Annotated in this window: 15 protein-coding genes; 6 read left to right on the top strand and 9 right to left on the bottom strand. The window is 66.3% G+C overall.

The features are described 5' to 3' along the window. The first annotated feature begins 49 nt into the window (after positions 1-49). Together NX778_RS05775 and NX778_RS05770 are read left to right on the top strand one after the other, a co-directional pair. The gene (locus NX778_RS05775) at positions 50-445 is read left to right on the top strand and encodes a hypothetical protein (RefSeq protein WP_258810711.1); all 396 of its coding nucleotides are present in this window, start codon (positions 50-52) and stop codon (positions 443-445) included. Between the two features lie 133 nt (positions 446-578). Further along, complete coding sequence (locus NX778_RS05770) at positions 579-1,070, top strand: SgcJ/EcaC family oxidoreductase (RefSeq protein WP_258810710.1); 492 nt, start codon at positions 579-581, stop codon at positions 1,068-1,070. 3 nt (positions 1,071-1,073) lie between these two features. On the opposite strand, the gene NX778_RS05765 is transcribed toward NX778_RS05770, so the two are convergent. The 3 genes from NX778_RS05765 to NX778_RS05755 are packed head-to-tail and all read right to left on the bottom strand — an operon-like array spanning position 1,074 to position 2,527. Then, complete coding sequence (locus tag NX778_RS05765) at positions 1,074-1,394, bottom strand: DUF2288 domain-containing protein (protein ID WP_258810709.1); 321 nt, start codon at positions 1,392-1,394, stop codon at positions 1,074-1,076. A 12-nt stretch (positions 1,395-1,406) separates the two neighbouring features. Beyond that, positions 1,407-2,090 (bottom strand): RES family NAD+ phosphorylase, encoded by a 684-nt coding sequence (locus tag NX778_RS05760; RefSeq protein WP_258810708.1) that lies wholly within the window; start codon positions 2,088-2,090, stop codon positions 1,407-1,409. After that, complete coding sequence (locus NX778_RS05755) at positions 2,090-2,527, bottom strand: antitoxin Xre/MbcA/ParS toxin-binding domain-containing protein (RefSeq protein ID WP_258810707.1); 438 nt, start codon at positions 2,525-2,527, stop codon at positions 2,090-2,092. Before NX778_RS05755 ends, NX778_RS05760 begins: the two co-directional genes overlap by 1 nt. 120 nt (positions 2,528-2,647) lie before the next feature. On the opposite strand from NX778_RS05755, the gene NX778_RS05750 reads away from it, so the two are divergent. Further along, on the top strand, positions 2,648-3,106 hold the full coding sequence (locus tag NX778_RS05750) for a YybH family protein (RefSeq protein ID WP_258810706.1): 459 nt from the start codon (positions 2,648-2,650) through the stop codon (positions 3,104-3,106). 44 nt (positions 3,107-3,150) lie between these two features. Here the strand turns inward: NX778_RS05750 and NX778_RS05745 are convergent, their stop codons facing one another. The 6 genes from NX778_RS05745 to NX778_RS05720 form a co-directional block, all read right to left on the bottom strand. Then, a complete protein-coding gene (locus NX778_RS05745; protein WP_258810705.1) occupies positions 3,151-4,182 on the bottom strand; it encodes a hypothetical protein in 1,032 nt (343 codons plus the stop codon). Beyond that, the gene (locus NX778_RS05740; RefSeq protein ID WP_258810704.1) at positions 4,179-5,177 is read right to left on the bottom strand and encodes a hypothetical protein; all 999 of its coding nucleotides are present in this window, start codon (positions 5,175-5,177) and stop codon (positions 4,179-4,181) included. Before NX778_RS05740 ends, NX778_RS05745 begins: the two co-directional genes overlap by 4 nt. 60 nt (positions 5,178-5,237) lie before the next feature. Beyond that, complete coding sequence (locus NX778_RS05735; protein WP_258810703.1) at positions 5,238-6,497, bottom strand: alpha-xenorhabdolysin family binary toxin subunit A; 1,260 nt, start codon at positions 6,495-6,497, stop codon at positions 5,238-5,240. A gap of 44 nt (positions 6,498-6,541) precedes the next feature. After that, on the bottom strand, positions 6,542-7,816 hold the full coding sequence (locus tag NX778_RS05730; RefSeq protein WP_258810702.1) for an alpha-xenorhabdolysin family binary toxin subunit A: 1,275 nt from the start codon (positions 7,814-7,816) through the stop codon (positions 6,542-6,544). Positions 7,817-8,169: 353 nt separating this feature from the next. Then, positions 8,170-9,819 carry a single-stranded-DNA-specific exonuclease RecJ gene (gene recJ, locus NX778_RS05725; RefSeq protein WP_258811052.1) on the bottom strand — a complete coding sequence of 550 codons (1,650 nt, stop codon included), beginning with the start codon at positions 9,817-9,819 and terminating at the stop codon, positions 8,170-8,172. Positions 9,820-9,863: 44 nt separating this feature from the next. Next, positions 9,864-10,928, bottom strand: coding sequence for a hypothetical protein (locus NX778_RS05720; protein ID WP_258810701.1), 1,065 nt, complete (start codon positions 10,926-10,928; stop codon positions 9,864-9,866). Between the two features lie 240 nt (positions 10,929-11,168). Between NX778_RS05720 and NX778_RS05715 the strand changes: the two genes are divergently transcribed. From NX778_RS05715 to NX778_RS05705, 3 genes are read left to right on the top strand one after another with little or no spacing between them, the layout of a single operon-like run. Further along, on the top strand, positions 11,169-12,434 hold the full coding sequence (locus NX778_RS05715) for a lipoprotein-releasing ABC transporter permease subunit (protein ID WP_258810700.1): 1,266 nt from the start codon (positions 11,169-11,171) through the stop codon (positions 12,432-12,434). Then, positions 12,427-13,128 carry a lipoprotein-releasing ABC transporter ATP-binding protein LolD gene (gene lolD, locus NX778_RS05710; protein WP_258810699.1) on the top strand — a complete coding sequence of 234 codons (702 nt, stop codon included), beginning with the start codon at positions 12,427-12,429 and terminating at the stop codon, positions 13,126-13,128. Before NX778_RS05715 ends, lolD begins: the two co-directional genes overlap by 8 nt. A gap of 4 nt (positions 13,129-13,132) precedes the next feature. Next, positions 13,133-13,936 (top strand): TatD family hydrolase, encoded by an 804-nt coding sequence (locus NX778_RS05705; protein WP_258810698.1) that lies wholly within the window; start codon positions 13,133-13,135, stop codon positions 13,934-13,936. Positions 13,937-14,002 lie beyond the last annotated feature (66 nt).

Here is a 14,002-nt window from a genome sequence, read left to right as displayed (position 1 = left end):
CAGTCCGGTTATGCTACTGTTATTACTGTAGTTGATAGGCTGGCGTGCAATGAATTCGTCGCAGGCCCGGCCGCTGGATGCCGGCCCCCCCCAATCCGGAGAAAAGATGTCGCCTCAATTGCAGATGCGAATTGCGGTCGCCATGATGTTCTTGGGGCTGTGCCCATTTCTGCTCGGACTGGCCTGGGTAATCAAGGCGCTGTCCGAGGCCCGCCACCATGGCGCCTCGGTGGGCGCGTCGGATACTTTCCTGATGATCGTCGTGATGTTCAGCTCGTATGCATTCGCGCTCATCGTTGCCGGTGGAGGCTCGCTGCTGTCGTACCGGGCTGTCAGGCGGACCGCGGTTCCCATCACGGGTACCGGACTGCTGCGCCTCGTCGTCGCGGTAGTGCTGGCACTCCCGGTTTTCCTGTTCGTGGCAGTCTCCTTCTCTTCGGTGTAGCCGCTTGTGGCGGCAATGCCGCGTCCATCCAAGGATCTCGCTTCGGCTGCGCGCACGCCTGCGCCGGCTCACACTTTCGTCGCCACGGCTGATCTATTCTGGCTTTCGCACATCGACGAAAAGGAGATCCGCCATGAAAGGACATGCCGCAGTTGCAGCGCTGGCCGCCCTGGCATTTGCCGGTTGCGCCGTGCCGCCCGATCGCGACGACGGTGACGCGCAGCCGCCGCGCGCGGAACGGTGCCACCGCACGTCGGAGCGCGATATCGCCGCGCTGTTCGACCGCTGGAACGAATCGCTGCAGACGGGCGACCCGGAAAAGGTGGCGGACAACTATGCGGAGGGATCGATCCTGCTGCCGACCGTGTCAGACCGGCCGCGCGTGACGCGGGCGGGCAGGGTGGAATACTTCGAGCACTTCCTGGAAGACCAGCCCTTCGGCCGCATCGACTTTCGTCGCATCTACATCGGCTGCAATGCGGCGGTGGACGCCGGCCTGTACACCTTCACTTTCGACCGCACCGGCCAGATCGTGCCGGCGCGCTACAGTTTCAGCTACAAGTGGGATGGCAAGCGCTGGCTGATCACCAGCCATCACTCGTCGGCCATGCCCGGCAAGCCCTAGTACTCAGTGCAGGCGCTTTTTCTCCGGCTGCACCAGCACGAAGGGATGCACCACCGCGGCCCAGAGGGTGGAGTCGGCGACGGCCCACACCTGCGCCTGCTCGTCCTTGACCTTGTGGACCTTGCCCTCCGCGAGCCAGCGCTGCACGTTTTCCTTGTCGTCGTGCGACATGCGCACCGCGACATCGACGAGGTCGAGGTCTTCGCTCACGTAGATGACGGCGCCGGACGCGAAGTGGCGTTCCAGCTCGCTCCACTGGATGCGGGCGGTTTCACGGTTGACTTTGTCGTACAGTTCCTGGTCGTTCTCTGGCTTGGTCTTCATGGTGCGGCTTGTTCAGATCGGTTCTATCGCCGGGATCGGCGAACCCGCCCATGTTAACCGATAGGCCTGGCCCTTGCGAACATTGCCAACCAGCGCGGGCCGGAAACAAGCGAGGCATTCGCCGCCCTCGTGCCGCACGCTGGGGTAGATGATGCCCATCGAGCCGGAGTCGAGCAGTTCGGCGGCGAGCGCCTGCGAGTCCACATAGCTGGACGGATCCAGGCACTTGGGACAGGTGTTGTTGCCGCGCAGGTCATGGAAGGTGGCCGTAAAGTCGGCCAGCATGCACTGGTAGCTGACGCTGTCGTCGAAGCGGTTGATCTCCTGGTACTCGACGGCCTTGTGGAAGCACACTTCGGCCAGCGCGGTCTCGATGTCGAAGGCGCAGTACCAGGCGCCGCGGTCGCCATCGTTGAAGCGGCTGCCTTCCGGGCGCGGGTAGCAGAACGACGCATTGACGATGCGGAAGAAGGGCACGCCGAACACCAGTTCGTCCGGGCCGATGCCGGGCAGGCCGCCGAACTCGCCGCGCAGGCGCTCGTTGGTGGCGTTGTCCAGGTCGAACAGGTCGCGCAAAGTGGCGTCGTCATCGGCGAGCGGCGCCAGCACCGAGTCCTCGATGTCGGCGAAACGCGAGGGAATCAGGCGGCAAGTATCGAACTGGCGCAGGCTGGTGAGCTTGCGGACGTGACCCACTACAGCCCTCCGCGCCGCGCGTCGAGCAATTTGCGCACGGTTTGCATGGCCAGCATGCCGCCGCCCAGCATGAAGGCGAGCGGGGTGCGGCCGCCGAAGATGGGGTTGGTGTTGGGCAGCTGCACCCACTCGTCGGCCAGCTTGGCGCCGTACAGCACGTGCAGCGCCTTGTAGATGCCGAGCAGGTAGGAAATGCGGGTGATGCGGTCGACTTCCAGCACGCGATCGTTGTTCTTCTTCCATTCGTAGAACGAGGACGAGGACAGGCCGCCGAGCAGTTCGCGCGCGTCTTCGTCGCGCAGCTCCCAGGCCGCCGCGAGGCGGAAGAAGCCCTTGAGGGCGGATTTGGACAGGCGCTCGCGCTCGGCCTTGGAATTGAGGTCGACCAGCACGGCGGGTTCGAAGCGGCTTTTGGGGTAGGCGTAGGCGAGGCTCATGGTATTGCTCCGGTTATGGATTTGTTATACTCCAATTCCGGAGTTGGCGCAAGCGATGGTTGTCAGGAGATTACGACCATGACAGAATTGCAAATCTTGTCCAAATGGAAGGGTTTCCCGATGCGTTTGAGATGGATTGGCTTGCTGTGCGTTGCGCTCCTCACCCTGGCGGCAGCCGCCAGCGCGCAGCGCCTGTCGAATGCCGAGCTCAAGAAGCAGGTGGCGGACACCGAGCGCGCATTCGCGGCGACGATGAAGGCGCGCGACCATGCCGCCTTCGCCAGCTTCCTGTCGCAGGATGCCGTGTTCTTTGGCGGCGACGGCCAGGTCCTGCGTGGCAAGGATGCGGTCACGCAGGCGTGGAAGACTTTCTACATCAAGCCCGAGGCGCCGTTTTCGTGGGAACCGCAAGAGGTCGAGGTGGTCGAATCGGGCACCTTGGCCTATAGCGGCGGCCCGGTCTACGACCCCAGCGGCAAGGTGGTGGGGCGTTTCAATTCGATCTGGCGGCTGGAAGCGCCGAATACCTGGAAGATCGTGTTCGACCGCGGTTCGCAAGTCTGCAACTGCAAGAAGTAAACCCCGGCCGGCGCAGCCATGCGGCGCCGAACCGGGACGCCTGATCAGTTTCCTGCCGTCGCCACGCTACCCATCGCGACCATGGCGCGGCCCTGCGCCGCCGCCAGGTCTTCCCACTGCTTCTTGGCCGACGCCAGGTGCAGCTGTTCCAGGAAGCTGCCGATCTGGTCGTTGCGCGCCGCCTGCACCAGGTTGATCACGTTCTGCATCTCGGTACGCGAATTGACGACCGCGCCGAGCAGCACGCCCAGGCTGCGTTCGGCGCCCCCGCTGGCCGCGCCGAGATTGGCGAACGAGGCTTGCAGCTGGTTGGCCTTGGCGCCGAAATCGACGCGGATGACGCTGAGCTGTTCGGGCAGTCCGTCCCGGCACCGCGTGGTGCTCATGTCGCGCTCCGCGCGGTTCAGGTCATCTTGCGCCGAGCGCGTCGAGATATCGATCGCCTGCCTGATCTGTTCCCGGAACTCGCTCTGGCGCTGCAGCGCGGCCGCCAGTGTGCTCACGCCTGCCTCCAGCTGTGACGCGCTGCGCGCCAGGTCGTCCTGCAGTTTGGCCAGCGCCGCATTGACCTGGTCGCGCTGTTGCTGGGTCGGGACCTGGCCCTGGCGGGTTTGCTGCTGGACCGCGAGCACGATGTCGGCCGTGCTGCCGAAGTTGGCGCTGAAGCCGGGCAGGCCCGCGATCCAGTCACGCGTCGGGGCAAAGCTCTGCTCGAGTCGCACGCCGTCGTTGCGCGCGTGCTCCAGCGCCATGTCGAGCTGCTGCATGCCGCCCAGTACCACCTGCCGTTCGCATCGGCCGGTGCCGTGCTTGGCGCAGCCGAAGATGCCGAAGTCGATCTCGCAGTAACTGAAACTCAGCCGCAGGTAGTAGGGCCCGATGGACTGGCGCGCGAGCGCCTGCATGCGCGCGGCCTCGCTCTGGAACTGCGCGAGCTGGTCGACCGCTTCGCCCAGTGCCTGCGTGGTCGGCGCCTGGGCCTGGACGCGCGCCGGCTGCAGCAGCGCGGCCAGCAAGGGAAGGGCGGCCAGCAGCGGCAGGGCGCGCAGCAGGCGATGGATGGCTAGGGTTCTCATGCTTTCACCTTTGGCTGGATTGTTTGCGCCTGCCGCACTTGTGCCTCGACGCAGAAATGATCGGCCGCTTCGGCCAGGGTGCGCCAACGCGGCATCGCATCGTCCGCGCCGATCTGGGCGCCGAGCCAGTCGGCATCGCCGAGCTGCTCGTTGGTGGCGTCCGCCGCCAGCTGGGTCATCGCGCCGCCGAAGGTGGCCCACGCGGCGCGCACGCTCTGCAGGAAGTCGGCCATCGCGCACAGGCTGGTGTCGAGCCAGGCGCCGTCCTGCATGACGTCGTTCAGCGCGGCCGCCTGCACGCGCAGGTGCTCGGCGGCGGCGGTGATGGACGCCAGCTCGCGCTCGGCGTTCTGGATCTGCGCCGCCAGTTCCTGGCGCTTGTGCGGATGCAGGATGCCGGTCTCGCGCAGCTGCCCTTGCAGGTTCTCGAGCCGCGCGCGCTGGGCGCCGACCGCTTCCCATTGCTTCTGCAAGGTCGCGCCAACCTCCGCCATCGCGCTGTTGAACTGCTGGTTCTCGCGCACGATCGCGGCACGGAATTGCTGGATCTCGGGCAGCAGGGCCGCGGCATGGTCGCGCGACTGTGCCGCCAGCGGCCCCATTTCGTGCAGCGCGGCGCGGCGGTCGGCAGGCGCGGCGGCCGCGGCGACGCAGGTCTGCAGCGCACGCAGGCAGTCCTTGGCCGCGGCCTGCAGCTGGCCGATGGTCCAGGCGAAGGCCAGGTAGGGGCGCTGCGGACGCGCCGCGGCGCTGGCAATGCCGACCGCGCCGGCTAGCTGCGCGGGCGTGCCGAATTCATGCACCGCGTCGGCGATCGCGACGCAGACGGCGCCCAGCGCCGGCGTGAGCGTGCGCGCGTCCGCGGGCAGGCGGTCGATCTTGTCGAGGTAGGCGGCAAGGCGCGGGAAGCCGAGCGGTTCGAACGCCAGCGCCCGCCCGTCCGCCGTCAGCGCCGCGCGCGGGACCGCCAGCGAAGTTCCGATAATCCGGGCCATAGTGATCCTTTCGAATTAAAGTACTGCTCCGCCGCCGCGCGGGCGGCGGAGCGTGCGCCGTCAGGCTGCCTTGGCCAGCGGCTGGTTGGCCGGCATCGCATCGCCGAAGGCCAGGCTGGTGTAGTCGACCAGCGATTCGACGGTGAACTGCTTGGCGCTGTTGTCGATCGCCTGCCACGAGTCGACGGCCAGCTTGGACTTGGCCTTGACCAGGAAGGGCAGGTTGCCGACGTTGCCCTCGTTGATGCTCTGGCTGATGGCGATCATGTCCGAGTTCATCTGCACCCACACGCCCTGCACGGTCTGCAGGTTCTTCAGGAACTTGGACATGGCCGGGCCGACCCGCTGCATCTGGGTGTTGAAGTCGCCGAGGTCGGAGCGCAGGCGCTGCTTCTTCTGGAGCTCTTCGCCCTGTTCCTGGATCAGGTCGCAGTAGGCGTTGTACTCGGCGCGGCATTGGGCCGCCTTGACGCCGAGGCCGACGCCGGTCGCGATCGCGGCCGCGCCGCCGACCAGCAGCGAGACGCCGCCGGTGAACGGCGCCAGCAGGCCGCCGATCAGCATGCAGCCGACCGAGGTGGTGACGGCGGCGATGGTGAAGTCGCGCCAGGCCTTGTAGGCTTCGTCGCGCGATTTTTCGAGGTCGGCGATTTTCTGCGTCAGGCTGCCGATGGTGGTGTTGATGTCGGTGATCATCTGCGACGAGCTGCCGGTGAACGCGCTGAGCTTCTCGTTATACTCGTTCATCTTCTGCTCGAAGCGGCCGATCTTCTGGATCAGCAGCGACACTTCCTTCGACATCTTCTCCGACAGCGGGATCGGGCCCATGGTCTGGTCGAACAGGTAGGCCTTCAGGTTGGTCACCTGTTCCGACGGCGGCAGGCCGGTGAGACCTTCGAGCACGCTCTGGTAGCCGCTGACGATGGTGGCCGAGGTCTCGTGCACGCGCTGGCCGACCCACACCGTGTGGGTGTAAATCTCGGACGGCGCGTCCTTGGTGGCGAGCAGGCCCGGGTTCTTGATCAGCGCCGCGCGCAGCGAGCGCGGGTCGCCGAATTCCGTGGAGGCGGCCTGCACGCCCTTCATCGCATCGATGCAGCCGAGGATGGTCTTGGAGCCGCTGACGGCGCCGTATTTCTGTTCGAAGTCGCCTTTCGAGATCGGAAGGTCGACGGCGGCGCCGACATAGCCCTGCAGCTCGATCCAGCTGTCGGAAAACAGCGCGAACTGCGATTTCTGCCCGGATTGCGGATCGGACGGCGTCAGCATGCCGGGGGCGGGAGCGATGGTCGATGCGTCGTTGGCTGCGGTTACAGACATGTTGTTCTCCTGGTTTGGACGGAACGTTGGATGTGCGAAGCCGCTCACGCGGCCTTGCGGGCGCTGAAGTTCTGGATCCACTTGGCGTCGTCGCGCGGCAGCGGATCGCCGAAATCGATCAGGGTGGCGTCGACGAAGGAGCCGCGCACGAAGGCCTTGAGCGCTTCGTCGAGGCGCCCCCAGCTGGCGGCGGCGTCGTTCATCAGACCCTGGTTGAGCCACGGGCTGTCCGTCAGGTTGGCCACCGACAGGTCGTTCACGCGCGAGGACAGTTCGCGGATCGAGCCGTTCCAGGCGTCGCGCACTTCGCCCAGCTGGCTGATCACGCTGGTCGACGAGGGCAGCGTGAACTTCATCAGCTCGTCGAGCGCACCGAGGTCGCTGCGGTAGCAGATGCGCTTGCCGAGGAATTCGTCTTCCTCCTGCACCCGCGTGCACAGGTCCTCGTACTTGGTGCGCGCGATGCCGGCGGCGGTGCCGAGCGCGGCGCCGGCCAGCGCGGCGCCGGCGCCGGTGATCGCGCTGCCCACCGCAAAGCTGCCGCCCCCGGTGGGCACGGCCAGGATCACCATGATGGCGATGCCGGCGATGGCGATGACCGCCGGGACTGCGCAGGCGGCGATGGTCAGGCCCAGCCACTTGCCATAGGCGGCATCGCGTTCCTTTTCGAGGTCGGCGATGGTGGCGCGGATCTCGCCGATCTCCTTGTCCAGTTCGACCCGCGTCTTGGACGAGCGGTCGGTGTAGGTCTTCATCTGGTCCTGGGCGTCGGCCAGCTTCTGCTCGAGGCCCTGGAATTCGGTGATCAAGGTGTTGAGCTGGCCGATGGTACGGTCCATCGACGAGATGATCTGGCCCTGGTCCATGAACAGCGACTTGATGCCGGCCACGGTGTCGGACGGCCGCGCGCCTTGGGCGAGGTCGGGGATGCTCTTGAAGGTGGAGGCGATGGTGAATGCGTCCAGGTGCGTGCGCTGCAGGGTCCACACGGTGGCCGAGAACGCGTCGTTGGACGGGCGCGTGGCGTTGGCGAGGAAGCCCGGATCCTTGATGATCTTGGCGCGCAGTCCGGTGGGGCTGCCGTAGCAGTTGGCGGTCTGCTGCAGGCGGTGCATCGCGTCGAAGCAATCCTTCATCTGCGTGCCGGACGAGGCGTCGCCGTAGCGCTCCTGGTATTCGCCGATATCGCTCGGCAGGGCCAGCACGGCCTGCACGCGGGTCTGCAGGTCGAGCCATTCACGCGATGCGAGCAGGAAGCGCTGTGCGTCTTTGCTGTCGCCGGCCTGCAGGAGCAGTGGCGATGGAACGAGTAAGCTCATTGTGGTCCCCTCAAAAATGGTTGAAACCAGTGATCTGTCGAGGAAGCGAAGCTGCCGAAAATTAGGCAAAGCAGTGCCCGCGGCGCGGCCGGACAGGGCGTCGGATCAGGGCGTTTGGGGCGGAGAAGTTAAATTTTCGTCAACCCTGCGAATCAGTGTACGCGGGGCGGGAGGGGGCGAAACCTAGCACCAAGAATAGGTTGTAATTTTTTTAACGAATGGGCGGTTCGCGTTCGGCATCCACCCTGAAAACCGTCGTCCCGGCGAAGGCCGGGATCCATAGACCGCTCGCCACTTCGGTAAGTCCGCATGGATCCCGGCCTGCGCCGGGATGACGGTTTTTTGGGTTGGGATTACGCAGGCTCCGCGTGCTCGACCAGCAGCTGGACCTTGGTCACGCCGTTGTACTCGTTGGCGTCGAGGCGGAAGGCGACCCGGGCGCGCTCGCCCATGGAGGCGGTCTGGCCGAACCAGATCGCGTCGTAGCGCTTGCCGTTGCGCTCCAACAGAAGCTTGAGGTGGCGCTCCTTCAGGATGCGCTGGCTCAGTACCTTGAATTCGTCGCAGAACACCGGCGGGGCAAAGCCCTGTCCCCACACCTGCGCGTCCATCAGCTCGATGAAGTGGGTGGTGTAGTAGGCTTCCTCCAGCGGCCCATCGGTCTCGATCACGCGCTCGAGCTGCGCTTCGCTGAGCCAGGCCCGCGCCACGGCCTCGAAGGCCTCGCGGAAGCTGTCGAGCGCGTGCGCGCGGATCGTCAGGCCCGCCGCCATCGCGTGGCCGCCGAACTTGTCGATCAGGCCGGGCACGCGCTTGGATACCAGGTCGAGCGCGTCGCGCAGGTGAAAGCCCGGGATCGAACGGCCGGAACCCTTGATCAGGTCGTCGCCGGCCGGCGCGAAGGTGATCGTCGGGCGGTAGAACTTCTCCTTCAGGCGCGAGGCGACGATGCCGATCACGCCCTGGTGCCAGCCTTCGTCGAACACGCAGATGGTGCTGCTGTCCTGCGGCTGGAACTCGTCCAGGCGCAGCAGCGCCGTGTCCTGCATCTCGGCTTCGATCTCGCGGCGGCGGATGTTGATGTCGTTGAGCTGCTGCGCGATGGCCCAGGCGCGGCCTTCGTCGTCGGTGGCCAGGCACTCGATCCCGAGCGACATGTCGTCCAGGCGTCCGGCCGCGTTCAGGCGCGGGCCGACCGCGAAGCCGAGGTCGAAAGGCGAAGCGCTGCGGGCTTCGCGCCCGGCCACGCGGAACAGCGCGGCCACGCCCGGCTGCATGCGGCCGGCGCGCATGCGCTTGATGCCCTGCGCGACCAGGATGCGGTTGTTGGCGTCGAGCCGCACGACGTCGGCCACGGTGCCGAGCGCCACCAGGTCGAGCAGGCAGTCGAGCTTGGGCTGGTTCTGCTGGTCGAACACGCCGCGCCGGCGCAGCTCCGCACGCAGCGCGAGCAGCACGTAGAACACCACGCCGACGCCGGCCAGGTGCTTGCTGGGGAAGCCGCAGGCGGGCTGGTTAGGGTTCACGATCACGCGCGCGTCCGGCAGGCTGTCGCCGGGCAGGTGGTGGTCGGTGACCACGACTTCGATGTTGCGGCGTTTAGCTTCCTCCACGCCGTCGATGCTGGCGATGCCGTTGTCGACGGTGATGATGATGTCGGGCTGCTTTTCGCGCGCGGTGAGCGCCACGATCTCGGGCGTGAGGCCGTAGCCGTACTCGAAACGGTTGGGCACGATGTAGTCGACCCGCGCGCCCATCATCGACAGGCCGCGCAGCGCCGTGGCGCAGGCGGTGGCGCCGTCGCAATCGTAGTCGGCGACGATGGTCATCTTCTTCCCGGCCGCGATGGCGTCGGCCAGGAAGACAGCGGCCGCATCGATGTGCTTCAGGCCGGAAGGCGGCGCGAGCGCCTGCAGTTCGCTCGACAGCTCGCGCGGGTCGGACAGGCCGCGGGCGGCGAAGATGCGGGCCAGCACAGGATGTACGCCGCCCTGGATCAGCATGGCGGCTGTGTGCGGCGGGCAGGGGCGGGTGGCGATGCGGGTCTTCAAAGCAGGCGTTCCAGTGTCGGGCGGCGCCAGAATTTGCGCTGCGCGAGGGCGGTCGTGGTGGTTTCGGTGTGGGCGGTGCGATTGCTCAGTACCAGCTTGAGCTGTTTGATGCGGCCCTGCGAAAGTGCAGCCAGCAGCGGGACGAACAGGTCGGCTTCGAAGCGCTGCATCTCGTGCAGCCAGCCGGACCAGTCGGCGGCGATCGCGGGAGCGGCGGCGTTGCCGCAGATGAGCAGGGAGTTGCCGGTAATATTCAGCACTTCGGATGGCGAGGCCAGGTTGCGCGTGCCCAATGCCTTCAGCCAGCTGGTGGTTTCGAAGGTGGCGATGAATGGCCCACTGCCGGACTTCGGGGACTCGGCATGGGTTCCCGCCTGCGCGGGGACGACGGTATTTAGCACGGTGGTGGCGCCGGACCAGAGCCAGAAGGCGTTGACCGGGGGCTGGCGGCGCGATTCGCGGGCCGCATTGACGGCGTCGGTGTACCACAGCATCTGGATTTCGTTCTGCAGCTTGCGGTAGGCCAGCGCGTGCGGGCCGGCGGGCATGTAATCGGTCAGGTTCATGCCGACCGCGGTGTCCGGCGTCGCCGTGTCCATCCCGGCCCAGCTGTCGGCGCGCAGGAACCAGGTGTGGGCGTCGCCGTAGGCCAGGTGGTGGCCGGATTCCTCGGCGTACGGCACTGCCGCGTCGAACAGGGCGCGGCTCTCGGCTTCGCTCAGCTGCAGGTGCCGCAGGTCCGGCATCATCAGGTGGCTGCGCGCGATTTCGATGTGGGCCGGGCTGACAATGAACCAGGTGCCTTCGCGCGGATCGAGGCCGAAGCCGCGCATCGCGGCGGCGGCGAATGCGGGTTGGCCGGCTTGTTCCAGGCCCAGTTCGCGGGCCAGCCAGACTTCGTGCGGCAGCGCGCGCACGGCAAAGTCGTAGGGGTGAACCGTATGGGACGAGGTGCGCGACAGCAGGGCGGCCAGGGCGGGCGTGTTGAGCGAGCGCGCCAGCTCCTTCGCGAATTCGGGTGCGGGAAGGGCGAAGGGCAGGACGACGGTGAGCTGGGACATCCTGGTATTGTAGGGCAAACGGTCGCTATCCCCAACCGTCGTCCCGGCGCAGGCCGGGACCCATGCTGACTTTCCGAAGTAGCGAGCGTTCTATGGATCCCGGCCTTCGCCGGGACGACGGTTTTAAGGCTAGTGGTACAAACAGAACTACCGCAGACCGATGATTCAATTGTGCTAACCCCTGCCATGGTTGAGCGTTGTGTGGCACACTGCGGGGTCAGACGCTTTCAACCTGAATCCATGAGTCTCATCCAAAACCTGCCGTATGAATGGCAAGTTGGCTTGCGCTACACGCGCGCCGGCAAGCGCAGCGGCCGCAATACCTTCATTTCCTTCATTTCGCTGATCTCGGTCTCCGGCATTGCTCTCGGCGTCGCGGCACTGATCATCGTGCTGTCCGTGATGAACGGCTTCCAGAAGGACGTCACCGACCGCATGCTGTCGGTGGTCGCGCACATCGAAGTCTTTGACGCCAACGGCACCATGCCCAACTGGCGCCAGGCCGCGCAGGAAGCCTTCCACAACCCGGCCGTGCGCGGCGCCGCTCCCTTCGTCGAGACCCAGGGCATGCTGCTGCGCGACGACGTGATGCGCCCCGCCGTCATCCGCGGGATCCTCCCATCCGAAGAGGGCAAGGTGTCGGACGTCGCACGCCAGATCAAGCAGGGCAGCCTGAATACGCTCACGCCCGGCTCGTTCAACATCGTGCTGGGCTCGGCGCTGGCGCGCTCGCTGGGCGTCGGCATCGGCGACAAGATCACCATGCTGCTGGCCCAGGCGCAAACGACGCCCGCCGGCATGCTGCCGCGCACCCGCTCGTTCACGGTGGGCGGCATCTTCGAAGCCGGCTACTACGAATTCGATTCTGGCCTGGCTTTCATCAGCCTCGACGACGCGCAGAAGATGGAGCGGCTGGACGCGCCGTCCGGCCTGCGCCTGCGCATCAACGATATGCACGACGCGCCGCAGGTGGCCGATCAGCTCAAGAAGGCGATGTCCGGCGACCTGATCATGCGCGACTGGTCCAAGCTCAACGCGAACTGGTTCGCCGCCGTGCAGACCGAAAAGAAGATGATGTTCATTATCCTGACCCTGATCATCGCGGTCGCGGCCTTCAACCTGGTGTCGACGCTGGTGATGACGGTGACCGACAAGCAGGCCGATATCGCGATCCTGCGCACCCTCGGCTCGTCGCCGCGTTCGATCATGAAGATCTTCATGGTGCAGGGCGCGCTGGTCGGCGTGATGGGCACCATGGCCGGGGTGTTCCTCGGCGTGCTGGTCGCGCTGAACATCGACGTCATCGTGCCTTTTATCGAACACCTGCTGCACGTGCAGTTCCTGCCGAAGGATGTCTACCTGATCAGTGAAATGCCGTCCGACCTGCGCTGGCCGGACGTCTTCAAGATCGGCATCGTCTCGGTGCTGCTGGCTTTTGTGGCGACCCTGTATCCAAGCTGGTCCGCCTCGCGCGTGAAACCTGCGGAGGCGCTGCGCTATGAATAATGATGTGATCATGGCGCCGGTGCTGGAATGCCGCAGCCTGTCAAAGAGCTTCCGCGAGGGCTCCTACCAGGTACAGGTCTTCGACCGCATCGACTTTGCAGTGGCGCGCGGCGAGCGTGTGGCGATCGTGGGCGCATCCGGTTCGGGCAAGTCGACCTTGCTGCACCTGCTGGGCGGCCTCGATACGCCGAGCAGCGGCTCGGTCACCCTGATGGGCGAAGACTTCGCCTCGCTGTCCGAATCGCGGCGCGGCGAGCTGCGCAACTCCTCGCTCGGCTTCGTCTACCAGTTCCACCACCTGCTGCCGGAGTTCACGGCGCTCGACAACGTGGCGATGCCGCTCCTGATCCGGCGCGAAAAGCGCGAGGTGGCCAACCAGAAGGCGCTCGCGATTCTCGAGCGTGTCGGCCTGGCCAAGCGCGTCACCCACCGGCCGGGCGAGCTGTCCGGCGGCGAGCGCCAGCGCGTGGCGCTTGCACGCGCGCTGGTCACGCAGCCGGCCTGCGTGCTGGCCGACGAGCCGACCGGTAACCTCGATCACAGCACGGCCGAGTCGATCTTCGACCTGATGCTGGAGCTGTCGCGCACCCTCGGCACCGCCTTCGTGATCGTCACCCACGACGCCGAGCTGGCGCGCCGCTGCGACCGCATGCTGCGCCTGACCGAACACGGCTTGCAGGCAGTGGAGGCCTAGCCGGATGTGGATCGACACCCACTGCCACCTCGACGCGGCGGAGTTCGGCGCACAGGCGCTGGACATCGCGCAGCGGGCGGGCGAGGCGGGGGTGGCCATGATCGTGATCCCGGCGGTGGACCGTTCCGACTTCGGCACCGTGGCCGAGCTGTCGGCCGCCGCGCCGAATGCCTGCTATGCGCTCGGTATCCATCCCATCTTCGTGCCGAACGCGCAGGATGAAGACCTGGCCGTGCTGCGCGCCGCGGTCGAGGCGGCGCTCGGCGATCCTCGTTTTGTGGGCATCGGCGAGATCGGCCTCGACTTCTTCATTCCCATGCTGTGCACGCCCGAGATGCGCGACAAGCAGGAGCGTTTCTTTCGCGAGCAGCTGCGCATCGCGCGCGACTTCGACCTGCCGGTGCTGATGCACGTGCGCCGTTCGCAAGACCAGGTGCTCAAGCATGTGCGCCAGATGCGGCCGCCGTCCGGCATCGCGCATGCTTTCAACGGCAGCTTCCAGCAGGCGCAGAACTTCATCGACCTTGGTTTCCACCTCGGCTTCGGCGGCGCCATGACTTTCACGCGCGCGCTGCAGATCCGGCGCCTGGCCGGCGACCTGCCGCTCGCTGCGATCGTGCTGGAGACGGATGCGCCGGATATCGCGCCGGCGTGGATTCATCCCGGCCGCAACAGCCCGGACCAGCTGCCGGCAATCGGCGCCGCGCTGGCCGAATTGCGCGGCATCGCTGCGCCCGAGATCCGCGCCGCTTCGTATCGCAACGCCCTGGCCGCGATTCCGCGCCTGTCGCGCTTGCTGTCAACGTAATCCTCGGCAACTTTCGACGTGGTTCCCGCCACGCCGAGAACCCTTCCTCTAATCGCCGAAGTACCG

Origin of the sequence: Massilia terrae, assembly GCF_024753145.1 — a bacterium.
GTDB classification, from domain to species: Bacteria; Pseudomonadota; Gammaproteobacteria; order Burkholderiales; family Burkholderiaceae_D; genus Telluria; species Telluria terrae.
The sequence above is the reverse complement of the archived record's forward strand: the minus strand, read 5'-3'. Positions and strand labels throughout refer to the sequence as shown.